This window comes from uncultured Limimaricola sp., from assembly GCF_964022235.1.
GTDB lineage: Bacteria > Pseudomonadota > Alphaproteobacteria > Rhodobacterales > Rhodobacteraceae > Limimaricola.
Map to the genome: position 1 here is coordinate 191,342 of NZ_CAXHZL010000001.1, position 22,707 is coordinate 214,048.

A 22,707-nucleotide genomic window follows, 5' to 3' on the forward strand; every position below is an offset into this window, starting at 1 on the left:
ACAGCAAGGAGAGACGAGATGACCACGAGACGCGGATTCATCCGAGGGGCGGCCGTGCTGCCCGCCGCCGGTCTGGCCACACCCGCGCTGGCACAGTCCAAGATCACATGGCGCTTGCAGACCTATGCCGGGGCCGCGCTGGCCGAGCATGTCGTCAAGCCCGCGATCGACAGCTTCAACAAGATCGCCGGCGACGAGATGCAGATCGAGCTCTACTTCGCCGACCAGCTGGTGCCTACGGGCGAGCTGTTCCAAGCGATGCAGCGCGGCACCATCGACGCGGTGCAGTCGGACGACGATTCCATGGCCTCGCCCACCGACGTCACGGTCTTCGGCGGCTACTTTCCCTTCGCCTCGCGCTACAGCCTCGACGTGCCGGTGCTGTTCAACCAGTACGGTCTCAACGAGATCTGGGACGAGGAGTATTCCAGGCTAGGCGTAAAGCACATCAGCGCCGGGGCGTGGGATCCGTGCCACTTCGCTACCAAGGACCCGATCCGCAGTCTCAAGGACCTCGAAGGCAAGCGCGTCTTTACCTTCCCAACCGCCGGGCGGTTCCTGAGCCAGTTCGGCGTGGTGCCGGTGAACCTGCCGTGGGAGGACATCGAGGTCGCGGTGCAGACCGGCGAACTCGACGGCATCGCCTGGTCGGGCATCACCGAGGATTACACCGTCGGCTGGGCCGACGTGACCAACTACTTCCTGACCAACAACATCTCGGGCGCTTGGGCGGGATCGTTCTTTGCCAACATGGAGCGTTGGGAGGAGCTGCCGCCGCATCTGCAGGAGCTGCTGCGCGTCTGCATGGATCAGTCCCACTACTACCGGCAGTGGTGGTACTGGGGCGGCGAGGCGAGCCTGCGCGTCAACGGCGAGAAGATGGAGCTGACCACTATCCCCGACGAGGAATGGCAGACCGTCGAGGACGCGGCGCTCAAATTCTGGGACGAGATCGCGGCCGAAAGCCCGACCAAGGCCAAGGTCGTGGAGATCCTCAAGAAGTACAACGCCGACATGGTGAAGGCCGGACGGCCCTACCGCTACGGTCAGGCCTGATCCCCTTGCGGGGGCGGCCACGGCGCGCCCCCGCGGCTCATGAAATGGATACCAAGATGCCCGGCACGCTAACTTTCGAGGTTCTCAAGAGACAGGTCGCGGATGGCGCGATCGACACCGTTCTGGCCTGCCTTGTCGACATGCAGGGCCGGTTGATGGGCAAGAGGTTCCACGCGGCCAACTTCGTCGAGACCTCGTTTGAGGAAACGCATTGCTGCAACTACCTGCTGGCCACCGACCTCGAGATGTCGACCTCCGAAGGCTTTGCCGCGACCAACTGGCGCGAGGGCTATGGCGACTATGTGATGAAGCCGGACCTCTCGACGATCCGCCCGGTGCCATGGCTCGAAGGCACGGCGATGGTGCTGTGCGACGTGCTCGACCACCACACGCATCAGCCCGTGCCGCATTCGCCGCGCGCCATCCTCAAGGCGCAGATCGACCGGCTGTCGGCGCTGGGCTTCGAGGCGATGATGGCAACCGAGCTGGAGTTCTTTCTCTTCGCCAGAAGCTTTGCCGAGATCGAGAAGAGCGGGTTCCGCGATCTGGAGCCGATCGGCGGCTACAACGAGGATTACCACATCTTTCAGACCACCAAGGACGAAGGCGTGCTGCGGCCGATCCGCAACCACCTTTTTGCCGCCGGTCTGCCGATCGAGAACACCAAGGGCGAGGCCGAAGCCGGGCAGCAGGAGCTCAACATCCGCTATGCCGCGGCTCTCGACTGCGCCGATCACCACACCATCGCCAAGCACGCGATCAAGGAGATCGCTTGGCAGCAGGGGCATGCCGCGAGCTTTCTGGCCAAGTGGCACCCGGGCCGGACCGGCAGCTCGTCGCATGTGCACCAATCGCTGTGGCGGGGCGGCGAAGCGGCCTTCGTGGATGCTTCGGACGAGTTGGGCATGTCGAAGCTGATGAAGCACTACGTCGCGGGGCTGATCGCCTATGCGCCGGACTACACCTATTTCCTCGCCCCCAACGTCAACAGCTACAAACGTTTCGCCAAGGGGACCTTCGCCCCAACCAAGACGGTCTGGTCGGTCGACAACCGCACCGCCGGGTTCCGGCTCTGCGGGGCGGGGACCAAGGGCGTGCGGATCGAGTGCCGCATCGGCGGCTCGGACCTGAACCCTTATCTCGCGCAAGCGGCGATGCTGGCGGCGGGCATCCGCGGTATAGAGGACAAGCTGGAGCTGGCCCCGCCGACGCGCGGCGACGTCTATGAGGACGCGAGCGCGGGCGATATTCCGCAAAGCTTGCGACGCGCGGTCGAGAACCTGCACGGCTCGGCCTTCCTGCGCGAGGTCATGGGCGACGCGGTGGTGGACCATTACGCCCGCGCGGGCGAGTGGGAGCTGGAACAATTCGACCGGGTGGTGACCGACTGGGAAATCGCCCGCGGCTTTGAAAGGGCCTGACCGATGAGCACGACCAAATGCATCTCTCCCATCGACGGGTCGGTCTATGCCGAGCGGGAGTGCCTGAGCTTGGACGCCGCGCGCGAGGCCGTGACCCGCGCCCGCGCCGCCCAGAAGGCTTGGGCCGCTCGCCCCTTGGCCGATCGCACCCGTCTGGTGATGGGCGCAATCGACGAGATCGAACGCACGAGGGACCGCATGGTCACCGAGCTTGCGCACCAGATGGGCCGCCCGGTGCGCTATGGCGGTGAGTTCGGCGGGCTGAAGGAGCGCGCGAGCCACATGGCGAAGATCGCCGACGCGGCGCTGGCGTCCACGGTGGTCGAGGACAGCCCAAGCTTCCTGCGCCAGATCGCGCGCGAGCCGCATGGCGTGGTCTTTGTCGTGGCGCCGTGGAACTACCCCTACATGACCGCCAACAACACCATCGCGCCCGCGCTGATCGCGGGCAACGCGGTGATCCTCAAGCACGCGGCCCAGACCATCCTCGTGGGCGAGCATCTCGCCGATGCCTACAATGCCGCGGGCGTGCCCGAGGACGTGTTCCTGAACGTCGTGCTTGATCACGACACCACCGGCGCGCTGATCGCCGAGGATGCCTTCGATTTCATCAACTTCACCGGCTCCGTCGGTGGCGGTCAGGCGATGGAACGGGCCGCCGCCGGTACCTTCACCGGCGTCGCGACCGAGCTTGGCGGCAAGGATCCGGGCTACGTGCGCCATGACGCCAACCTCGACGCCGCCGTCGACACGCTGATGGATGGCGCGATGTTCAACGCCGGGCAGTGCTGCTGCGGGATCGAGCGGATCTATGTCCATGAAAGCCTCTACGATGCCTTTGTCGAGAAAGCGGTGGCTTGGGTGAACCAGCTGAAGCTCGGCAATCCGCTCGACAAGGCGACGACGCTGGGGCCGATGGCCAATGCGCGCTTTGCCAACGAGGTGCGCGCACAGATCGACGAGGCCGTGGCGCAGGGTGCCACTGCCCATATCGAGAAGATGGAGGCCGACGACGGCGGTGCCTATCTGACGCCGCAGGTGCTTACCGATGTGACCCATGACATGCGGGTGATGCGCGACGAAAGCTTCGGCCCCGTGGTCGGCATCATGTCGGTCAAGGATGACGAAGAGGCGATCGCGCTGATGAACGACTGCCAATATGGCCTCACCTCGGCGATCTTCACAGCCGATACCGAGGCCGCCATGGCCATTGGCGCGCGGCTCGAGACCGGCACCGTCTTCATGAACCGGGCCGACTATCTCGATCCGGCGCTGTGCTGGACCGGTTGCAAGCAGACCGGGCGCGGCGCTGGCCTGTCCGAGTTGGGCTACCACGCCCTGACGCGCCCCAAATCCTACCACCTCAAGAAAGCCTGAGACATGAGCCTGCGCGCCAACTGGTCCTATCCCACCGCGATCCGCTTCGGTGCGGGCCGCATCTCCGAGATCGCCGAGGCCTGCGCCGCCGCCGGGATCAAGCGCCCGCTTTTGGTCACCGACAAGGGGCTGGCCGGGCTGCCGATCACCGCCGCCACGCTCGATCTGATGGAAGCCGCGGGCTTGGGCCGTGCGATGTTCTCCGAGGTCGATCCGAACCCGACCGAGCACAATGTCGAGGCCGGGGTGACGGCCTATCGCGAGGGCGGGCACGACGGGGTCATCGCCTTCGGCGGCGGCTCGGGGCTCGATCTGGGCAAGATGGTCGCCTTCATGGCAGGACAGACCCGGCCCTTGTGGGATTTTGAGGATGTCGGCGACTGGTGGACCCGCGCCGACCCGGCGGGCATCGCGCCCATCGTCGCAGTGCCGACCACCGCCGGAACCGGCTCCGAGGTGGGCCGCGCCAGCGTCATCACCAATTCCGAGACGCATGAAAAGAAGATCATCTTCCATCCCAAGGTGCTCCCCGCCGTGGTGATCTGCGATCCCGAGCTGACCATCGGCATGCCGCCCGCGATTACCGCAGGCACCGGCATGGACGCCTTTGCTCATTGTCTCGAGGCCTACTGCTCGCCGCATTACCATCCCATGAGTCAGGGCATCGCGCTCGAAGGGATGCGGCTGGTCAAGGACTACCTGCCGCGCGCCTACTCGGATGGGAGTGACATCGAGGCGCGCGGGCAGATGATGTCGGCGGCGATGATGGGTGCGACGGCGTTCCAGAAGGGCCTCGGCGCGATCCATGCGCTGAGCCATCCGATCGGCGCGGTGCATCACACCCATCACGGCACCACCAACGCCGTGGTGATGCAGCCCGTCCTCACGTTCAATCGCGCGGCGATCGAGGACCGGTTGGAAATGGCGGCGCGCTATCTCGGGATCGAAGGCGGCTATCAGGGCTTCTTCGACTTCGTGGGAGAGTTGAACCGCAGCCTCGGCATCCCGGCCAGCCTGACCGCGCTGGGCGTCAGCGACCCGGACATCGACGCGCTCGTGGCTTCGGCCCTGCGCGACCCCAGTGTCGGCGGCAACCCGGTCGAGATGACCGCGCAGAACACCGAAGACCTGCTGCGCGCCTGTCTCTAGCCCTGCCGCGGCTGCACCACCCGAGGGGACAGCCCTGTCCCGTCGGGCGGCAGGTTATTGGAGAGGCAGGTGCCCGACCTTCAACCGATCGGCGGGGCTGTGAAAAGGGTGATCTTGAGCCCGCCATGCGGAACCGACGGACCCCAAGGCGTCACGGGGAGGCCGGTGGCGCGCGCCAGCCCCGGCTCGCTGGTCACGATGCCGACGCGCCAGCCGCGAAAGTTGCGGCGCAGTGTCTCGCCCAGCGCCCCGTGCAACCCGTAGAGCAGCTTCTTGTTGCCGATCCGCCCGCCGTAGGGCGGGTTGACGATGACGAGGCCCGGCGGCCCTTCGGGCGGCGCGGCGTCGCTCACGGCGGCATGGCGGAACGACGCGACGCTGCCCAGCCCCGCGCGTTCGGCATTGGCGTTGGCACCTGATACGGCACCCGCGTCCCGGTCCGAGCCAGTAAAGCGCAGATCAGTGGCCACAGCACTGGCGGCGCCATCCCGCATCTGCGCCCAGCGCGCGGCGTCAAAGCTCGCCAGCCGCTCGAAGGCGAAGGGGCGCGACAGGCACGGCGCGACACCGGCGGCGATCCCCGCGGCCTCCAGCACGAAGGTGCCGGATCCGCACATCGGATCATAGACCGGCTCGCGGCCGTCATAGCCGCAGGCGCGCAGGAACAGCGCCGCCAGCGTTTCGCGCATCGGGGCCTTGCCGACGAACTGCTTGGTGCCGCGCCGGTGCAGCGGCGCGCCGGAGCTGTCGAGGCTGAACAGCACCTCGTTGTCCTCGATCCGCACCTTGATCGCGATGGCCGATGCATCGGTGTCATCGGCCTCCTCGCCGCCTTGGGCGATCACCACGCCAAAGGCTTCGAGCGCCGTTTCGATGCGCTGTTTCGCGGCACCTGCATGGTAGATCTTGGAGCGGCGGCAGACCACGTCGACGCGCACGGTCTCGCCCGGTCGCAACACTTCGCCCCAAGCGAACTTGCGCGCCCGCTTGTCGAGCTGTGCGAGGTGAAAGGCCATGAAGCCGCCGATCCGCACCAGAACACGCCCCGCGCCGCGTAGCTCGAGGTTGGCGCGCCAGACCTCTTCCCAGCCGCCGCGCGTGGTGACGCCGCCCGGCACGGCGGCGGGGGCGTCAAAACCCTTTTCGCGGGCCTCGTCGGCCAGCAAGGACTCAAGCCCCGGAGGGGCCTGCAGGAAGATCTCGAATATGGTGTCGGTCATGGGCGTCCCATAGCGGCATCGGGCGGCTGCCGCGACGGATTTCTCGCACCAAGGGCGAGTTGGGGCGAAATTTCGGACAAGCCGACATTCAGGTCATTCGCACCGCAAACAGCACAAATATTGGGCGGTTCATGCATCGCCCCCAAATTGCGCAGCGTCACAAGGCTTTGCCGTTTAATTGGCCGCCCCCGTCAGCTTTCTCGCCGCAATCCCCTGCCGCATGGATTTTTGAAAGGAATCGTTGGATGAATGGAGCGGATACGGCCTGGATCATCACCGCCACGGCGCTGGTCCTGTTCATGACCCTGCCGGGTCTGGCGCTGTTCTACGGCGGGCTTGTGCGCGCCCGCAACGTACTCAGCGTGTTCATGCATTGCTACGCCATCGCCTGTCTGATGAGCGTGCTGTGGTTCATGTTCGGCTACTCCATCGCCTTTGGCCCCGACACCGGCGGGCTCTGGGGGGGGCTGGGCAAGGCGTTCCTCTCGGGCGTCGACGCGGCCAGCCTCTCGGGCACGCTGCCCGAGATCCTGTTCTTCGCTTTCCAGATGACCTTTGCCATCATCACGCCTGCGCTGATCGTCGGTGCCTATGTCGAGCGCGCGGGCTTCGGCTTTGTGCTGCTCTTCTCGGCGCTGTGGATGCTCATTGTCTATGCACCTGTGGTCCATTGGATCTGGGGCGGCGGCATGCTCGCCGATGGCGGCATCTTCGGCGAAACAGGCGTGCGCGACTTCGCGGGCGGCATCGTGGTGCACGAGACCGCGGGCCTCGCGGCGCTGCTCCTGGCGCTGTTTCTCGGCCCGCGCCGCACCACCACCACCCCGCCGCATAACCCCGGCTACGTGATGATCGGCGCGGGCATGCTCTGGGTCGGCTGGTTCGGCTTCAACGGCGGCAGCCAGCTCGCCGCCGACGGCGGCGCTGCGATGGCGATCACCGTGACCCATATCTCCGCCGCCACCGCCTCCCTCACCTGGGCGCTGTGGGAGAAGTTCAAATTCGGCAAGGCCTCGCTCGTGGGCCTCGTGACCGGCACCATCGCTGGGCTGGCCTCGATCACCCCGGCCTCGGGCTTCGTTGGCCCCGTCGAGGCGCTGATCATCGGTGCGGTTGCGGGCGTGCTGTGCCAAGAGGCGGTGCATCTGTTCCGGGTGCGGCTCAAGATCGACGATTCGCTCGATGTCTTTGCGGTGCATGGGGTGGGCGGCATCTTCGGCACTATCATGATCGCGGTGTTCGGCGCGGGTACATGGACGGCGCAGCTTGGCGGTCTCGCCGTGGTGGGGATCTGGACCGTCGTGGCGACCATCGTTCTGATCAAGCTCGTCGGGCTGGTGACGCCGATGCGGGTGAGCCGCGACATCGAGACCGAGGGGCTCGACCTCGCGGTGCATGGCGAGCGGGCCTACGACGCGGCCTCTTGAGCCGGGCAGGGCGCAGGCTACATTTCGCGGCGCGGTCCCACATCGGGGCTGCGCCGTCATCAATTTCAGGGGGCACCCATGAAGACCGCCAAGGACTATCTCGACGAGGCCAACGCTCAGGTCCCGCGCATTCCGGCCGAGGAAGCGATCAAGAAGCACGGTTCGGACGCGCTCTTCGTTGATGTGCGCGACTCGGGCGCCATCGCCAAGACCGGCAAAATCAAGGGCGCGCTGCATGCGCCGCGCGGCTTCATCGAGTTCATGGCCGACGAAAACAGCCAGTACCACGAACCGAAGTTCCGCAAGGACGCCGACATCCACCTCGTCTGCGGCGCGGGCGGGCAGGCGGCACTCGCGGGCAAGACGCTCAAGGAGATGGGCTTTGAGAAGGTCACCAACATCGGTGGCATCGGCGACTGGAAAGACGCCGGCGGCCCGATGGAGGATTGATCCTGCCGTTGATCTGAAGGGCAGGGGCCGCGTCGATGACGCGGCCCCTTTTTCTACCGAACAATCGTTTTCCGGAACGGGCGTCAGATATTCATCGTACCGACCGACCCGCCATCGACGCGGTAAGCCGAGCCGACGGTGAAGCTGGCCCGATCCGAGCATAGCAGCGCGATCACCGGGGCGACCTCTTCCACCTTGCCGCGACGGCCCAGCGTCAGGAACGGGCGCTCCTCCTTGAGGAAGCTCTCGATCGCCTCATCCATGCTGACGCCCAGCTCCTCGGCGCGCTTTTCCATCATGCCATCGGTCATCGGCGTCTCGATGAAGGCGGGCGAGACGGTGTTGAACAACACGCCCTTGGGTGCATAGGGCATCGACACGCATTTGGTGAAGTTCAAGAGCGCCGCCTTGGCAGCATTGTAGACCGCCTCGTCGGCATAGGGCTGCACCGCGTTTTCGGAGGTCACGAAGACGACCCGGCCCCAGCCCTTGTCGACCATGCCGGGCACCAGAGCGCGGCTGAGGCGCACGGCGGACATGAAGTCTATCTCCCACGCCTCCATCCAGTCCTCGTCGGCCATCTCCAGCGGATCGCCTTTGGCACCGGTGATGCCGGCGGCATGCACGAGGATGTCGCAGCCGCCCTGTTCGATGAGCCGGTCCTTGAGCTTGGCGATGTCGCCGGTGTCGGTCAGGTTGGCGACCATGGTGCCCGCCACGCCGCCGATCTCCGCCTCGGCCTTCTTCAATGCCTTTTCGTCGATGTCGGTGAGGAAGGGGTGCGCGCCCTCTTCCTTGAACAACTTGGCCACTTCGATGCCCATGCCGCCCGAGCCGCCGGTGATGAGGGCGCGCTTGCCCTTGATGCCGAGATCCATGCGATGTTCCATTCCTGATCGGGGAGGGGCCGGGTGTGGCCCGTTGGCGGCACAAGAGCCGAAAACCCGACTTGTTCCCCCACGAGTTCTCACGCCTCATGGAACTGGCAGCCCCGCCGACCTGTTCGCGTCTCAGGGGCAAAGAGGATCGACATGACGCAGGACATATCGCCAGCGGCCAACGGCGCAACCGCATCACGCAACCGTTGGGGTGCGCGGCCCGAGGGCGGAGGGCGTTGGCATTTCGGCCTCTGGGCGCCTTCGGCCAGCCAGGTCGCGCTCTGGCTCGACGGCGACGAGACGCCGATGCAAAAGGACGATGACGGCTTTTGGAGCGTCACGGCCAAGGCCGAGGCAGGTCTCGATTACGCCTATCTGATCGACGGCGAACGCCGCCCCGATCCGGCGGCCCGCAAACAGGCGGGCGATGTGCATGGCCCCTCGACGCTGGTCGACCCCGCTGCGCGCAACTGGCGCAAGGCTTGGGACGGACGGGCCTGGGACGAGGCGGTGATCTACGAGATGCACGTGGGCACATTCACGCCCGAGGGCACCTTCAAGGCTGCGGGTGCCAAGATGCAGGAGTTGGCCGATCTGGGCATCACCGCGATCGAGCTGATGCCGGTGGGCCAATGGCAGGGCGCGCGTGGCTGGGGCTATGACGGGGTGCTGCCCTATGCGCCGCACCCGGCTTACGGCACGCCAGAGGAGATGCAGGAGCTGGTCGAGACGGCGCAGGCCGCCGGGATGATGGTGATCCTCGACGTGGTCTATAACCATTTCGGCCCCGACGGCGCCTATCTGCACGCCTATGCACCCGAGTTCTTCGAAGAAGAACGCCACACCCCTTGGGGCGCCGCGATCGACTTTACCAAGCCTGCGGTGCGCGAATTCTTTATCGAGAACGCGCTCTACTGGCTGCGCGACTACCGGCTCGATGGGCTGAGGCTCGACGCGGTGCATCAGATCATCGACCCCTCGCCGCACCATGTGCTGGTCGAACTGGGCGAGAGGGTGCATGCGGCAGGGCTGGACCGGCCGATCCACCTCATCACCGAGGACGAGCGCAACGAGCCCGAACTGCGCGACACCGGCTGCTATGTGGCGAGCTGGAACGACGATTACCATCACGCGGTGCACACGGCGCTGACGGGCGAAAAGGAGGGGTATTACGCTCCCTTTGCCCACGACCCGATCGGCGATCTGGTGCTGGCCCTTACGCGTGGCCATGTCGAAGAGGGCCAGCCCCGCCACGGCAAGGAGACGCGGCGTGGGCGTCCTGCTTCGCATCTGCCGTGGACCGGCTTCGTCAATTCCAATCAGACGCATGATCAGGTCGGCAACCGCGCGCTGGGCGAGCGTCTGCTGTCGCTGGCTGATCCGCGTGCCGTCGAGGTGGCACATGCGATGCTGCTCACCGCGCCCTTCGTGCCGATGCTGTTCATGGGCGAGGAGGTGGGGGAGACCGCGCCGTTCCTGTTCTTTTGCGACCATGAGGGCGAGCTTGCGCGGCTTACCCGCGAAGGGCGGCAGCGGGAGTTCAAGGATTTCCTCAGCTTTGGCGAGAAGGTTCCGGACCCCAACGCCGAGGAGACCTTCGAGCGCTCGCGCCCCTTCCAGGGTGACCCGGAGCAGATGCAGCGCTGGCGCGAACTTACGCGGAGCTTGCTTGAACTGCGCGCCGAGCGCATCGTGCCTTTGATGGTTTCGGGCCGTGCCGGGCCCGCGCGTGTCGCCCGAACGGGGCCGCGTGCGATCTCGGCGCTGTGGCCTTTCAAGGATGGGTATGTGGTGGCACGGATCAATCTCGGCTCTCCCCCCGATACGCCGCCCACCACCGAACCGCATGATTTCGCCATCGGCGATCCCGCCGCCGATCCCTTCGCATTTGCTTTGATCGTGAGCTGCAATTGATGACCGCCAAAAGCCTTCCCCGCGCCACCTACCGACTGCAGCTGCGCGAGGGCGTTGATTTCGATCGGGCCCGACGGCTCGTGCCCTATCTGGCCGGTCTGGGGATCAGCCATCTCTACCTGTCGCCGATCTTCACCGCGGCGTCCGGCTCCACCCATGGCTATGACGTGACAAACGCCGCCGAGATCGACCCGACCTTGGGCGGTCGCGCGGGGTTCGACGCGCTGGCCGAGGCGGCTAAGGCGGCGGGGCTCGGGATCATCCTCGACATCGTGCCGAACCACACCGCGTTTCATTTGGAAAACCCGTGGCTGCGCGACGTTCTGCGCCACGGGCAGGACAGCCGTTATGCGCGGCATTTCGATATCGATTGGGCCAAGGGGCGGTTGGTGCTGCCGTTTCTGGGCGAGCCGTTCGAGGACATGCTCGAGGCGGGGGCCTTCCGGCTCGAGCAGGGCGAGGACGGGCCGCAGCTTTCCACCGAGCATTTCGCCATTCCGATGACCCAAGGCACGCTGCCTTCCGAAGAGATGCGCAGCGATCCACAGGCGATCCGCGACGCCCATGCGGCCCAGCCTTGGCGACTGACGCATTGGGAGTACGAGCGCGATGGCGTCACGCACCGGCGTTTTTTCAACGTCACCGGCCTGATCGGCATGCGGGTCGAGGACGAGGCGGTGTTCGACGACATGCACGCGTTGCTGTTCGAACTGCTTGACCGCGATCAGGTACAGGGCATCCGGCTTGACCACATCGACGGGCTCGCGGACCCCGCCGCCTATCTGCGTCGGCTGCGCGCCAAGGTGGGCGACACGCCGATCTGGATCGAAAAGATCCTGACCGGCGACGAGACCGTGCCCGCCTCATGGCCGATCGAGGGCACCACCGGCTACGAGGCGGCACGCGCCATCTCGCGCATCCTCACCGATGCCGAAGGGCTGGCCCGGCTCGACGAAAGCTGGCGCCGCGAGACGGGCCGCGAGGGCAGCTTTCACGATGCCCTTCTCAAGGCCAAGAACGAGGTGATCCGCCAGGAACTGGCCGCTGAGATGCACCAGCTCATCGACATGGCGCGCACCGCCGTCGGCCCCGAGGATGCGCTCGAGATCGGCGACGAGGCGCTGCGCGAGGCGGTGATCGCGCTGCTCGTCGCCTTCCCGCGTTACCGCACCTATTTCGCCGAAGGCGAGGCGCCTTCGGAAGATGAGCGCGCCTTGATGGAGCGGGTCGCCGCCGAGGCGGGCGAAAACCTGCGCTCGGATGCTACGGTGAGCCGCCTTACGGGTTTTCTCGTCGATCCCGAAACACCCGAGGAACGGGCGCTGCAGGTCCGGTTCCAGCAGGTCACCGGCGCGCTTCTCGCCAAGGCGCATGAGGATACGGCGGGCTTCCGCTGGAACCGATACATCGCCGCCAACGAGGTCGGTGCCGATCCCGACGAGCCGACCATCAGCGCCGAGGAATTGTCGGGCTGGCTGCAACGCCGCGCCCCTTCCGAGATGACGCTGACCTCGACGCATGACACCAAGCGGTCCGAAGATGCGCGGATGCGGCTTGTTGCCGTGAGCCATTTGCCGGAGGCGTTCCTTGCGCTGTGGGAGCACAGCGAAACCGTCGACGGGGCCAAGGAAATCGACCCGAACCTGCGCTGGTATATCCTGCAGACGCTTCTGGCGATGTGGGAAGCAGGGCGCGGCGACATCGCCGAACGTCTGGGCCAGCACGTCGACAAGGCGATGCGCGAGGCCAAGGAGGTCACCACCTGGACCCATCCCGACACCGAAGCCGAGGCCGCGGCGCAGCGGTTCGCCAAGGCACTGGCCGAAAGCTGGGGCGGTGAGCTGCCCGCAGGCGCGGGTCAGTTGATGACCCGCGGCGAGGCGCTGTCTCTGGCGCAGACGGCGCTGAAGCTGATGATGCCCGGCATTCCGGATATCTATCAGGGCACCGAGGTCGGGGCGTTTCAGCTGACCGATCCCGACAACCGCATGGCCGTGGATTTCCGGGCCATTGCCGGTCTGGCCATGCGCGGCGCACCCGACTGCTTTGCCCAAGACGTGCCGTTGGACGAGATACCCGGTCCCGTGGCGACCGACGGACCGGCGGCAGAGCCCGCGCCGGGTCTCGACAGCTTTGCAGGCCGCAAGGCGCGGCTGATCTGCGCGGGGCTGGCGCTGCGTCGCCTGCGCCCGGAGTTCTTCGCGACCGCCGAGGTCCGGCTTGATGCGCCGACGGCCGATCGGCTTGTATTGACCCGCGAGGGGCCCGAGGGGCGGCTCGAGGTGAGCATTGATCGCCAGGGCCATGCGGTTGGGACCGAGCCGGGGCCGCAGCGCATCTGGCCGCGCCACGAGGCCGATCTCGACGCCGCGGTCTGCCTCGACTGGCACCCCGCGCAGGAGTGAGCTGCGCGGCGAAGGGGGGAACCCCTTCGCCGCTGCGGCGTTGCCGCTGCAGCCTCCAATGCGTGCGGGGGCGTTCGCGTGTACCCGCATCCCCATATTTCCCTTCTCCGGCGTGCGCCCCGCGCCGGTCATCCGCGCCGCTCGTCCCGGGCGCCGCTACGGAGTTCACTGATCCCGATGGCCAAGGATATCCAACCGAACCAGCCCGCTTTCGATCTTGCCGCCTCGCGTTCCGACGCGCTGGGCGCCAATTACGACGGCTACGGCACCAATTTCGCGCTCTGGTCCGACAATGCGACCGCGGTGCAGCTTTGCCTCTTTGATGACGAGGGCCGCGAGCAGCTGGCCTGCCTCGACATGCCGCGCATGGAAGGCGGGATCTGGCACGGTTATCTGCCCGATGTCGGGCCGGGCCAAGTCTATGGCTACCGGGTGCACGGTCCTTGGGCCCCCGAGGAAGGCCACCGCTTCAATCCCAACAAGCTGCTACTCGACCCCTATGCGCGCGAACTCGTGGGCGAGATCGTCTGGGATCCGGCCGTCTTCGGTTATACCCAGCCGGGCGACGATCTGGCCGGACCCGATCCGCGCGACAGCGCGCCTTTCGTACCCAAGGGCGTAGTCGTCGACACCGAGTTCGACTGGGAAGCGGATAGCGCGCTGCGCCGCCGCTGGCAAAACGGGTTGATCTACGAAACCCACGTCAAGGGCGCCACGATGCTGCATCCCGACGTGCCCGAGGAGGATCGCGGCACCTTTGATGGACTCGCCTCCGACGCCTTCATCGATCACCTGACCCGAATTGGCGCCAGCGCGGTTGAGCTGCTGCCGATCCACGCCTTTGCCAATGACGGCCACCTCGCCGAAAAGGGCCTGTCGAATTACTGGGGCTACAACACGCTTTCATTCTTCGCGCCGCACAAGCCCTTCCTCAAGTCGGGTCACTACCGCGAAGTGAAACAGGCGGTTAAGAAGTTTCACGCCGCCGGGCTCGAGGTGATCCTCGACGTGGTCTACAACCACACCTGCGAAGGCAACGAGATGGGCCCGACGCTGTCGTTCCGCGGCATCGACAACGCCTCCTATTACCTGCTCTCGCCCGAGAACAAGCGCCACAGCTTCGACACCACCGGCACCGGCAACACCCTCAATGTGGAGCACCCGATGGTGCTGCGCATGGTGCTCGACAGCCTGCGCTACTGGGTGCAGGTGATGCATGTCGATGGCTTCCGCTTCGACCTCGCCTCGACGCTGGGCCGCGAGGCGATGGGCTTCGAGCGCGAAGGCTCTTTCTTTGCGGCCATCCGTCAGGACCCGGTGCTCTCGACCGTGAAGCTCATCGCCGAGCCGTGGGACATCGGCGACGGCGGTTATCAGGTCGGCGGATTTCCCTGGCCGTTCCGCGAATGGAACGACAAGGCGCGCGACGACACCCGCGCCTTCTGGCGACGCGACAAGGGCCTCGTGCCCGCCATGGCCGAGCGTCTGACCGGCTCGCCGGTGCAGTTCAACCACTCGCACCGCCCCGCAACCTCGTCGATCAACTTTCTCGCCGCGCATGACGGTTTCACCCTGTGGGACACGGTCTCCTACAATGAGAAGCACAACGAGGCGAACGGCGAGGACGGCAAGGACGGCCATTCCAACAACCTCTCCGACAACATGGGGATCGAAGGCCCGACCGATGACGAGAGCGTCAACGAGAGCCGCGTGCGCCGGGTCAAGGCCATGTTGGCGACTCTGCTGATGAGCCAGGGCGTGCCGATGCTTCTCGCGGGCGACGACTTTGGTCAGTCCCAGCAGGGCAACAACAACGCCTATTGTCAGGACAACGAGATCGCTTGGCTCGACTGGGCCAACGCGCGCGAGGAGATCACCCGTGCGGTGGCCGATCTCATGGCCTTCCGCAAGGCCGAGGGCGGTCTGGCGCGGCTACGGTTCGCCAAGGCCCCCGAGGACGCCCCCAACGGTGGTCCGACCGTCACTTGGCGTCACCCCGAGGGCCGCTCGATGGAGCCGGGCGACTGGGAGAACCCGGATTTGAGCTGCTTTGGCATGCGTCTCGTGCCACATAGCGACGGGCGCGAGGTGATGGTCGTGCTGAACTCCGGCGACAACTGCGAGTTCAAGCTGCCCAAGGGTGGCTGGCGGCGGGCCATCGACACCACGCTCGACCCGGTGGCTTGCGATCTTCCCGAACAGGGCATGGTCGGAGTTGGCTGGCAGTCGGTCGTGGTCTGGGTGCCGGATCACGAGGCCGAGGTCATGTCCGAGGATGCGGCCGCAGCAGCCGACGGCAAAGCGAAGCCGGCAAAGGATGCCGAGACCGCCTGATCGCGCAACGTCCCGATCAATCAAAAGGGCCGGCCCGGATTTCCGGGCCGGCCCTTCTCTTGTGTGACGTCAGGCTCTTGGAGAACGTCCGTAGCTCTCAGCCCATGAGCTCCTCGGAGGTCGAAGGGTGCACGCCGATCGCCCGGCGCATCGTCTCGCGATCGGGGCGGTGCAGCAGCAACTGCGCAGCCCAGGCGATGGCCTCATGCGCGCCCTCGGCCACCAGCGACACCGAGGTTACGGCAGCTTCGGAGCCGCCGAGGCCCCAGTAGTCCTGCGGCGCGTCCGCGCGCAACGCCGCAGAAAGCGGCGAAAGGGTCGCCTCCTCGAAGATCGCGTCGGACGAGGGTTGCCCGACTTCACCGACAGGTGGCAGCACGAAGGCCGTGGTGGCGACGTGCGAGAGATCGACCGGTGCGCGGTGCGTGCCGAAAAGCTGCATCGCCAGCGTCTCGCCATCGCTGGAGGCCACCGGCGTCAGCGGCAGCCGGTCGGCGCAATCGCCCACCGCGTGCAGCCCCGGCAGCGAGGTCTCGAAGCTATCGTCGATCTTCAACACACCCTTGTCGGTCAGCGCCACGCGGTCCTTCAGCGCGCCCAGCGCCTCGAGGTTGGGCGCCCGGCCCGTGGCGGCAACGACCCTGTCGACCCGAAGCGTTGTCTCGGAATCGAGCACCAGTTCGAGCCCGTCCTTGGATCTGCGTACGGCATCGGGTGTGCAGCCGGTGATGACTCGGATGCCCTGAGCTTCGAGATTGCGCTGGCCCACCCGCGCGGCCGCCTCGGAGAACTCGGTCAGAACCCGGTCCGTGTCTGTCACCAAGGTCACCCGCACGCCCAATGCCGCGTGAATTGCCGCCATCTCGCAGCCGATATAGCCGCCGCCGATGATCGCGATAGCGCCGGGCAGGGCGGTCCAGTTGAGCACCTCGTCGCTGTCGCAGGTCAGATCGGCCCCCTCCATCTTCGGTTTGACCGGGTGGCCGCCAGTGGCCAGCACGATGCGCGGCGCATGCAGGCGCTGCCCTGAAATCGTGACTTCGCCGGGGGCCGTCAGCTCTGCCGTATCCTCGATCAGCGCAACCCCCGCCTCGTGCAGCTTGTCGCGGTAGCTGTGGCGGATGCTTTCGATCTTCTTGCCACGCGCGGCACAGAGCCGCTCCATGTCGACCTGCGGGTTTGGACCCAAAAGGCCCGCGCGCGTCAGCCCGGAGCCACGCTGCAGCGCGTCGGCGACGGTCCAGAGCAGCTTCTTGGGCACGCAGCCGCGATTGACGCAAGTGCCACCCAACTCGGCGCGCTCGATCAGGGCCACCTTGCGGCCCAGCTGTGCCGCGTGGCGCGCGAAGGACAGGCCGGCCGACCCTCCGCCGATGACGATCGCGTCGTAGTCCGTGTCCATGTAGCTCTCCTGAGGTCGGGTTCACGACGCAACCGGGGGCGCGGCATGGGGTTCCGTCCCGGGAAGGTGGCGGATCGTCGCCGGGGCAGGCCGCCTGTGTCGGGAACCGGGAGCTGGTGCTCCGGTTGAGGGACGAATGGCCCCATCGAACAGGGAGGTCCTCATGACCGACAAAACCGAAATGCCCGCCCAGTCCCAAGACCGCATGCCGGGTCGCGAGCACGAGATGCACCCCGCCCCCGACTACCGCCCGCGTCATCCAGGCGTCGGCAAGCTCAAAGACAAGGTGGCCCTCGTTACCGGTGGCGACAGCGGCATCGGCCGCGCCGTGTCGGTGCTCTTCGCGCGCGAGGGCGCGAAGCTCGCCATCGCCTATCTGGAAGAGGACCGCGACGCCGAAGAGACGAAGCGTCTGGTAGAGGAGGAGGGATCGGAGGCGCTGCTCATCCGCGGCGATCTGGGCCAGAAGGCGCATTGCGAGGCGGCGGTGGCCAAGACCATCGAGCGCTATGGCCAACTAGATGTGCTGATCGTCAACGCGGCGCAGCAATGGCTCGACGACGGGCTCGAGGACATCTCGGAGGAGCGCCTGCGCCGCACTGTCGACAGCAACATCATGCATCCGATGTTCATCACCCAGGCCGCGCTGCCGCATCTCAAGGAGGGCGATGCGGTGGTCTATACGACCTCCGTGAACGCCTTCAAAGGCAACGCCGGTCTGGTCACCTACTCGACCACGCGCGGCGCGACGCTGGCGCTGTCGCGCTCGATGTCGGCGGCACTGGCGGACAAGGGCATCCGCGTCAACGCCGTGGCGCCCGGGCCGATCTGGACGCCGTTCATCCCCGGGTCGATGCCCCCCGAAATGGTCGAGGGCTTCGGCTCGGACACGCCTCTGGGCCGCCCCGGCCAGCCCTGGGAGGTGGCGACCGCCTATCTGTTCCTCGCCTCGTCGGACGGCAGCTACTTCACTGGCCAGACGCTGCATCCCAACGGAGGCAAGATCGTCGGAGCTTGAGCATCGATCGGCGGAACCGTCCCGCCGGATCGCCTGTTGATTGCACAAGGGCCCCGATGGGCCGTATCGTTACGACAGGAGTTTCCATGGCCGACAATCACAATGTCAAACCGAGCGCCGACAAGGTCGATACCGGGGTCGAGAAGGCCAAGCAGATCGCCGACGGTCTGAGCCAGGCCGTGGCGGACACCTATCGCATGGTGTTCAAGACTCACGCGTATCACTGGAACGTCGAAGGCCCGCTGTTCTACTCGGTGCACAAGCTGACCGAGGAGCAGTACAACGACATGTTCCAGGCCGCCGACGAAATGGCCGAGCGGATCCGGGCGCTGGGCCAGTTGACGCCCTCGACGCTCAAGCATCTCGAGGATCTGTCGATCATCAAGGACAAGGCTCAGCTGCCTTCTGCCGTCGACATGTGCGAGGATCTCGCTTCGAGCCACGAGCAGGTCGCCAAGCGGATGCACGATCTGATCGAGCTGGCCGACGAGAACGGCGATCCGGTCACCGCCGACATGATCACCGCCCGTTCGCAATTCCACGAGCAGGCGGCATGGATGCTGCGCGCCATTGCCAAGTGAGGCTGTACCAAGACCGATGAGAAGGGCGCCTTCGGGCGCTCTTTTTCATGCCAGATCGAAGCGTTTGCGGATCCGGTCCACGAGGCGGCCATCCGACAGGGGCATATCGCGCAGAACGTCCCAATCGGTGAAGCCCATCGCCGTGTAATAGGCGAGGCCCGAGGCATTGTCGGCGCGGATTGTCGCGTCGATCACACCGGCCCCTGCGCCGCGCGCGGCGATGCAGGTCGTGCCGAACAGCGCCCGTCCGATACCGCGCCCGCCCTGTCCCGGTGCCACGAAGCTCGCGATCACCGTCCAGCCCGGGGGCAGGGGATCGTCAGAGCTGTCGGCCCAGACGAGGCTCTGAAAGCCCACCACTCCGCCTGCGACCTCGGCCACCATGCAGCTGATCCCCGCGGATGGGGCGATGTAGTGATGCCGCATCCGGTCGGGATCGAAGGCGCGGCTGTGCGCGGTGCTGTCGCCTGCCGCGATCAAAGGGTTGAGGATGGCGCACATCGCCGGGGCATCCTGCGCCAGCGCCGGGCGGACAAGGGCGGCGGTCCGGTTCAGAAGTCCACCTCGACGCCCGGCAGATCGAGCGCGCGCACCAGGTCGCGCAGCTCTTGACGCGCGGCGACATTGGAGATGTTGAGCTGGCTCACCCCGACGTCGCGCAGATCCAGGAGCGTCAGCCCGCGCGGGAACAGCTCGCGAAAGATCACCCGCTCGTTGAAGCCGGGGGCCGCGCGAAAGCCGATCCGTTCGGAGAGCCGATGCAGCGCGCTCTCCATCCGCTGCTTGTTGACCATCTGTTGCGCGCCGAGCCGGTTACGCAGGACCACCCAGTCGATCGGGTCGAGCCCGGCCTGTGCGCGCAGCTGTCGCGCGCTCCAGACCATCTCGGAGTAGACCGACGGCCCAAGGATCTTTTCGCCATCGTGGTCGATCTTGGCCAGCAGATCAAAGTCGATGAAGCTGTCGTTGAGGGGCGTGACCAGCGTGTCGGCCAGCGAATGCGCCACTTGGCTAAGCCGCGTGTGGCTGCCAGGACAGTCGATGAGGATGAAATCGCTGTCATCCTCGAGTTGTGCCACGGCGGCGGAAAGACGGTGATCGGAGATGTTTTCCCCGGGCTGCAGCGCGGCCGCGTCGATCTCGGGCAGTTCCACATGGGCAGGCGAGGGCAGCGTCAGCCCCGCGCGCTCGCAATAACGTCTGCGGTTCTCGACATAGCGGCCAAGGGACTTCTGGCGCAGGTCGAGGTCGAGCGTGCCGATCTTGTGGCCCATCCGCGCGAGCGCCGTCGCGACATGCATGGCGACGGTCGATTTGCCCGCTCCGCCCTTTTCGTTGCCCACGACGATGATATGCGCCACGTGTTCCGTCCCCTCCGGCCGCAAGATGCCGTTCCCGCACCACTTTCCGGGGTAGGGGATGGCGGTTGCCCGCGCAAGTCCCGCGCACCCTATACGCGCCTGCCCATTGACTTGTGCGGCTTTCGGGTCCATCTGCCACTCCAAGACCGAAGCGCTTGGCCCGCGTGAGCAGCCGCGCCGCCCCCGCATGATGCGCTGGCGCCCGCACCGCTTCGGATCTCAGGTTCCCATTTCACGCAAGGGGCCGCGTCCTGTCGGCGCGTGGGCATTCGGCCCCGTGTGAGTGCAAGGGCGCAACCCGACCGTCGACCCGCCTCCCCGCGGGTCTGCGCCCATGCCGCGGTGCGTTTCGCGCCGCTTACAAGGATGCACATGGATTTCGACATGCTGGGGCTCGCGCCCCGTCTCGTGGCCGCCCTCGCCGAACAGGGCATCACCGACCCGACCCCGATCCAGACCCAGGCGATTCCGCACGCTATGAATGGCCGCGACGTGATGGGCCTCGCCCAGACCGGCACCGGCAAGACCGCGGCCTTCGGCCTGCCGATGATCGACCGGCTGATGAAGTCGGCTGGCAAACACGCGCCCAAATCCGCGCGCGCCCTCGTGCTTGCCCCGACGCGTGAGCTGGCCAAACAGATCGCCGACAACCTGACCGCCTACACCGCCGGCAGCCACCTCAAGACCGTGCTGGTCGTGGGCGGTGCTGGCATCAACGGCCAGATCAAGCGCATGGAAGGCGGCTGCAGCCTGCTTGTCGCCACGCCGGGCCGCCTGATCGACCTGCTCGACCGCCGCGCCGTGAACCTGAGCCAGACCGAGTTCCTCGTGCTCGACGAAGCCGATCAGATGCTCGACATGGGCTTCATCCATGCGCTGCGCCGGATCGCGCCCTTGCTGCCGAAGGAGCGTCAGACGATGCTGTTCTCGGCCACCATGCCCAAGCAGATGGAAGAGCTGGCTTCGGCCTATCTCACCGACGCGGTGCGCGTGCAGGTGAACCCCCCGGGCAAGGCCGCCGACAAGATCGACCAGTCGATCCATTTCGTCGCCAAGGCTGCCAAGACCGAGGTACTGGTCGAGCTTCTTGACCAGCATCGCGACGAGCTGGCGCTGGTCTTCGGCCGCACAAAGCACGGCATGGAAAAGCTGTCCAAGCAGTTGGCTGCCGCAGGCTTTGCAGCCTCGGCGATCCACGGCAACAAGAGCCAAGGCCAGCGCGAGCGGGCGATCAAGGATTTCCGCGAAGGCAAGATCCGGGTGCTCGTCGCCACCGACGTCGCGGCCCGCGGCATCGACATCCCGGGTGTGCGCCACGTCTACAACTACGAGCTGCCGAACGTCGCCGAGAACTATGTGCACCGGATCGGCCGGACCGCGCGTGCCGGGGCCGATGGTCGCGCCGTGGCGCTTTGCGCGCCCGACGAGATGGGCGAGCTGAAGGACATCGAAAAGGCCATGAAGTCGGTGATTCCCGTGGCTTCCGGCACCCGCTGGGATCCGGTTGCGCCCGAAAAGAAGGGCGGTCGTCGCGGTGGCGGCGGCGGTGGTGGCAACGGGGGCGGTGGCCGTCGCTTTGGCGGCGGTGCGCCCAAGCCCGAGGGCGCCTCGAAGCCGGGCGGTGCGAACCGTCGTCGCCGGCCCGCCCGCAAGGCCGCTTAAGATGCAAAAACGCCGCCCCTCGGGGCGGCGTTTTTCATTCCTACCTGACGATCGGTAGGATCAGAGGTCGAGATCGACCCGTTCTGCAGGCTTGGTTGCGCCCAGGAGCCGCCCGCGCAGGGCCACGCACTGAGCCGCCGTCACCACGTCGAAACCACCGCTGGCGGCACGTGCCCGGTGCTTTTCGGCCAGCGCGCCACTCGGACGTGCCGCCTGCGCCGCACCGAACGAGGCCGCGATGCCCGACCACGGATCGGTGCGGGTCAGCTCGTCCCACTGCGCGACCAGCGCCGGGCCGCGTCCTTCGGCCAGCGCTTTCGAGACCAGCTGTGCGTTGGGGGCGAGCGCCCAGACCTCGCGCGGGGCCTCCGTGCGACGCGGCGCGGCCTCGGCATCGCGCATCGCACGGGGCCGGGCGGCGGCCTTGTGCATGGAATAGGCGCTGCGCCCGAATGCTGCCTTTTCGTGGCGCCCGTGCGTTTCCACCGGGGGTACGCGGCCAAGAATGCGCATCATTTCATGATGATTGATGAGATGGGCTTTGTCGCCGAAGGCTTGGGCGCCGGAATGTTGCATCGAAAAAGCCTCCGAAATGACATATTTGCCATGGTGTAGCAGGGCCTAACGCACCGCGACACAATTAGATGCGTATTGTTGCCCAGAAAACGCCATATTCCTCCTCCGCTTTGCCATTGTCGTGCCACACCCCCTGTTCTCGCACCGACATCGCCCGATTGGCGGCCTCGAAGCCGCCCCATTTACGCCACAAACGCAAAACGCCGCCCCAAGGGGCGGCGTTTTTTCGAATCGCGGTGGTCGGGGCTATCAGAAGCCGAGACCGGCGTACTTGTTCTTGAACTTCGACACGCGGCCGCCGGCGTCCATGAGACGCGAGGTGCCGCCGGTCCAGGCCGGGTGCACCGAAGGGTCGATGTCGAGCGACAGCTGGTCGCCTTCCTTGCCCCAGGTCGACTTCATCTGGACGACGGTGCCGTCGGTCATCTTGACGTCGATGACGTGGTAGTCGGGATGGATATCCGCTTTCATGTCGG

Annotated in this window: 19 protein-coding genes; 12 read left to right on the forward strand and 7 right to left on the reverse strand. The window is 66.3% G+C overall.

Going from position 1 to position 22,707, the window contains the following annotated elements:
* Positions 1 to 18 precede the first annotated feature (18 nt).
* From AADJ02_RS01010 to AADJ02_RS01025, 4 genes are read left to right on the forward strand one after another with little or no spacing between them, the layout of a single operon-like run.
* A complete protein-coding gene (locus tag AADJ02_RS01010; protein ID WP_341211130.1) occupies positions 19 to 1,056 on the forward strand; it encodes a TRAP transporter substrate-binding protein in 1,038 nt (345 codons plus the stop codon).
* Between the two features lie 56 nt (positions 1,057 to 1,112).
* Entirely contained in the window at positions 1,113 to 2,477 is a 1,365-nt protein-coding gene (locus tag AADJ02_RS01015) for a glutamine synthetase family protein (RefSeq protein ID WP_341211131.1), read from the forward strand.
* Positions 2,478 to 2,480: 3 nt separating this feature from the next.
* Complete coding sequence (locus tag AADJ02_RS01020) at positions 2,481 to 3,854, forward strand: aldehyde dehydrogenase family protein (RefSeq protein WP_341211132.1); 1,374 nt, start codon at positions 2,481 to 2,483, stop codon at positions 3,852 to 3,854.
* Positions 3,855 to 3,857: 3 nt separating this feature from the next.
* The gene (locus AADJ02_RS01025) at positions 3,858 to 5,003 is read left to right on the forward strand and encodes an iron-containing alcohol dehydrogenase (RefSeq protein ID WP_341211133.1); all 1,146 of its coding nucleotides are present in this window, start codon (positions 3,858 to 3,860) and stop codon (positions 5,001 to 5,003) included.
* Positions 5,004 to 5,083: 80 nt separating this feature from the next.
* Here AADJ02_RS01025 and AADJ02_RS01030 read toward each other — a convergent pair whose 3' ends face one another.
* Entirely contained in the window at positions 5,084 to 6,223 is a 1,140-nt protein-coding gene (locus AADJ02_RS01030) for a class I SAM-dependent RNA methyltransferase (RefSeq protein ID WP_341211134.1), read from the reverse strand.
* Positions 6,224 to 6,468: 245 nt separating this feature from the next.
* Here AADJ02_RS01030 and AADJ02_RS01035 point away from each other — a divergent pair, with 245 nt between their 5' ends.
* The gene (locus AADJ02_RS01035) at positions 6,469 to 7,650 is read left to right on the forward strand and encodes an ammonium transporter (RefSeq protein WP_341211135.1); all 1,182 of its coding nucleotides are present in this window, start codon (positions 6,469 to 6,471) and stop codon (positions 7,648 to 7,650) included.
* Between the two features lie 78 nt (positions 7,651 to 7,728).
* Positions 7,729 to 8,100, forward strand: coding sequence for a rhodanese-like domain-containing protein (locus AADJ02_RS01040; RefSeq protein ID WP_341211136.1), 372 nt, complete (start codon positions 7,729 to 7,731; stop codon positions 8,098 to 8,100).
* An 83-nt stretch (positions 8,101 to 8,183) separates the two neighbouring features.
* Here AADJ02_RS01040 and AADJ02_RS01045 read toward each other — a convergent pair whose 3' ends face one another.
* Positions 8,184 to 8,978, reverse strand: coding sequence for an SDR family oxidoreductase (locus tag AADJ02_RS01045; protein WP_341211137.1), 795 nt, complete (start codon positions 8,976 to 8,978; stop codon positions 8,184 to 8,186).
* 153 nt (positions 8,979 to 9,131) lie between these two features.
* On the opposite strand from AADJ02_RS01045, the gene treZ reads away from it, so the two are divergent.
* The 3 genes from treZ (at position 9,132) to glgX (ending at position 15,631) form a co-directional block, all read left to right on the forward strand.
* Complete coding sequence (gene treZ / locus AADJ02_RS01050) at positions 9,132 to 10,892, forward strand: malto-oligosyltrehalose trehalohydrolase (protein ID WP_341211138.1); 1,761 nt, start codon at positions 9,132 to 9,134, stop codon at positions 10,890 to 10,892.
* The gene (treY, locus tag AADJ02_RS01055; protein WP_341211139.1) at positions 10,892 to 13,297 is read left to right on the forward strand and encodes a malto-oligosyltrehalose synthase; all 2,406 of its coding nucleotides are present in this window, start codon (positions 10,892 to 10,894) and stop codon (positions 13,295 to 13,297) included. Before treZ ends, treY begins: the two co-directional genes overlap by 1 nt.
* 177 nt (positions 13,298 to 13,474) lie before the next feature.
* On the forward strand, positions 13,475 to 15,631 hold the full coding sequence (glgX, locus tag AADJ02_RS01060; RefSeq protein WP_341211140.1) for a glycogen debranching protein GlgX: 2,157 nt from the start codon (positions 13,475 to 13,477) through the stop codon (positions 15,629 to 15,631).
* Between the two features lie 97 nt (positions 15,632 to 15,728).
* Here glgX and AADJ02_RS01065 read toward each other — a convergent pair whose 3' ends face one another.
* Positions 15,729 to 17,033 (reverse strand): FAD-dependent oxidoreductase, encoded by a 1,305-nt coding sequence (locus AADJ02_RS01065; RefSeq protein ID WP_341211141.1) that lies wholly within the window; start codon positions 17,031 to 17,033, stop codon positions 15,729 to 15,731.
* A gap of 163 nt (positions 17,034 to 17,196) precedes the next feature.
* On the opposite strand from AADJ02_RS01065, the gene AADJ02_RS01070 reads away from it, so the two are divergent.
* A complete protein-coding gene (locus AADJ02_RS01070) occupies positions 17,197 to 18,051 on the forward strand; it encodes an SDR family oxidoreductase (protein ID WP_341211142.1) in 855 nt (284 codons plus the stop codon).
* 86 nt (positions 18,052 to 18,137) lie between these two features.
* Positions 18,138 to 18,632 (forward strand): DNA starvation/stationary phase protection protein, encoded by a 495-nt coding sequence (locus tag AADJ02_RS01075; protein ID WP_341211143.1) that lies wholly within the window; start codon positions 18,138 to 18,140, stop codon positions 18,630 to 18,632.
* Positions 18,633 to 18,677: 45 nt separating this feature from the next.
* Here AADJ02_RS01075 and AADJ02_RS01080 read toward each other — a convergent pair whose 3' ends face one another.
* Positions 18,678 to 19,133, reverse strand: coding sequence for a GNAT family N-acetyltransferase (locus tag AADJ02_RS01080; RefSeq protein ID WP_341211144.1), 456 nt, complete (start codon positions 19,131 to 19,133; stop codon positions 18,678 to 18,680).
* A gap of 50 nt (positions 19,134 to 19,183) precedes the next feature.
* The gene (locus AADJ02_RS01085; RefSeq protein ID WP_341211145.1) at positions 19,184 to 19,993 is read right to left on the reverse strand and encodes a division plane positioning ATPase MipZ; all 810 of its coding nucleotides are present in this window, start codon (positions 19,991 to 19,993) and stop codon (positions 19,184 to 19,186) included.
* 372 nt (positions 19,994 to 20,365) lie between these two features.
* Between AADJ02_RS01085 and AADJ02_RS01090 the strand changes: the two genes are divergently transcribed.
* The gene (locus tag AADJ02_RS01090) at positions 20,366 to 21,655 is read left to right on the forward strand and encodes a DEAD/DEAH box helicase (RefSeq protein ID WP_341211146.1); all 1,290 of its coding nucleotides are present in this window, start codon (positions 20,366 to 20,368) and stop codon (positions 21,653 to 21,655) included.
* 60 nt (positions 21,656 to 21,715) lie between these two features.
* On the opposite strand, the gene AADJ02_RS01095 is transcribed toward AADJ02_RS01090, so the two are convergent.
* Together AADJ02_RS01095 and rpmE are read right to left on the reverse strand one after the other, a co-directional pair.
* A complete protein-coding gene (locus AADJ02_RS01095; protein WP_341211147.1) occupies positions 21,716 to 22,141 on the reverse strand; it encodes a hypothetical protein in 426 nt (141 codons plus the stop codon).
* Between the two features lie 339 nt (positions 22,142 to 22,480).
* Positions 22,481 to 22,702, reverse strand: coding sequence for a 50S ribosomal protein L31 (gene rpmE / locus AADJ02_RS01100; protein ID WP_021693188.1), 222 nt, complete (start codon positions 22,700 to 22,702; stop codon positions 22,481 to 22,483).
* Between the last annotated feature and the right edge of the window lie 5 nt (positions 22,703 to 22,707).

What these genes read in the sequence shown, in the direction of transcription:
- AADJ02_RS01010 (WP_341211130.1), top strand. Translation starts at nt 19, where the DNA reads ATGACCACGAGACGCGGATTCATCCGAGGGGCGGCCGTGCTGCCCGCC.
- AADJ02_RS01015 (WP_341211131.1), top strand. Translation starts at nt 1,113, where the DNA reads ATGCCCGGCACGCTAACTTTCGAGGTTCTCAAGAGACAGGTCGCGGAT.
- AADJ02_RS01020 (WP_341211132.1), top strand. Translation starts at nt 2,481, where the DNA reads ATGAGCACGACCAAATGCATCTCTCCCATCGACGGGTCGGTCTATGCC.
- AADJ02_RS01025 (WP_341211133.1), top strand. Translation starts at nt 3,858, where the DNA reads ATGAGCCTGCGCGCCAACTGGTCCTATCCCACCGCGATCCGCTTCGGT.
- AADJ02_RS01030 (WP_341211134.1), bottom strand. Translation starts at nt 6,223, where the DNA reads ATGACCGACACCATATTCGAGATCTTCCTGCAGGCCCCTCCGGGGCTT.
- AADJ02_RS01035 (WP_341211135.1), top strand. Translation starts at nt 6,469, where the DNA reads ATGAATGGAGCGGATACGGCCTGGATCATCACCGCCACGGCGCTGGTC.
- AADJ02_RS01040 (WP_341211136.1), top strand. Translation starts at nt 7,729, where the DNA reads ATGAAGACCGCCAAGGACTATCTCGACGAGGCCAACGCTCAGGTCCCG.
- AADJ02_RS01045 (WP_341211137.1), bottom strand. Translation starts at nt 8,978, where the DNA reads ATGGATCTCGGCATCAAGGGCAAGCGCGCCCTCATCACCGGCGGCTCG.
- treZ (WP_341211138.1), top strand. Translation starts at nt 9,132, where the DNA reads ATGACGCAGGACATATCGCCAGCGGCCAACGGCGCAACCGCATCACGC.
- treY (WP_341211139.1), top strand. Translation starts at nt 10,892, where the DNA reads ATGACCGCCAAAAGCCTTCCCCGCGCCACCTACCGACTGCAGCTGCGC.
- glgX (WP_341211140.1), top strand. Translation starts at nt 13,475, where the DNA reads ATGGCCAAGGATATCCAACCGAACCAGCCCGCTTTCGATCTTGCCGCC.
- AADJ02_RS01065 (WP_341211141.1), bottom strand. Translation starts at nt 17,033, where the DNA reads ATGGACACGGACTACGACGCGATCGTCATCGGCGGAGGGTCGGCCGGC.
- AADJ02_RS01070 (WP_341211142.1), top strand. Translation starts at nt 17,197, where the DNA reads ATGACCGACAAAACCGAAATGCCCGCCCAGTCCCAAGACCGCATGCCG.
- AADJ02_RS01075 (WP_341211143.1), top strand. Translation starts at nt 18,138, where the DNA reads ATGGCCGACAATCACAATGTCAAACCGAGCGCCGACAAGGTCGATACC.
- AADJ02_RS01080 (WP_341211144.1), bottom strand. Translation starts at nt 19,133, where the DNA reads ATGTGCGCCATCCTCAACCCTTTGATCGCGGCAGGCGACAGCACCGCG.
- AADJ02_RS01090 (WP_341211146.1), top strand. Translation starts at nt 20,366, where the DNA reads ATGGATTTCGACATGCTGGGGCTCGCGCCCCGTCTCGTGGCCGCCCTC.
- rpmE (WP_021693188.1), bottom strand. Translation starts at nt 22,702, where the DNA reads ATGAAAGCGGATATCCATCCCGACTACCACGTCATCGACGTCAAGATG.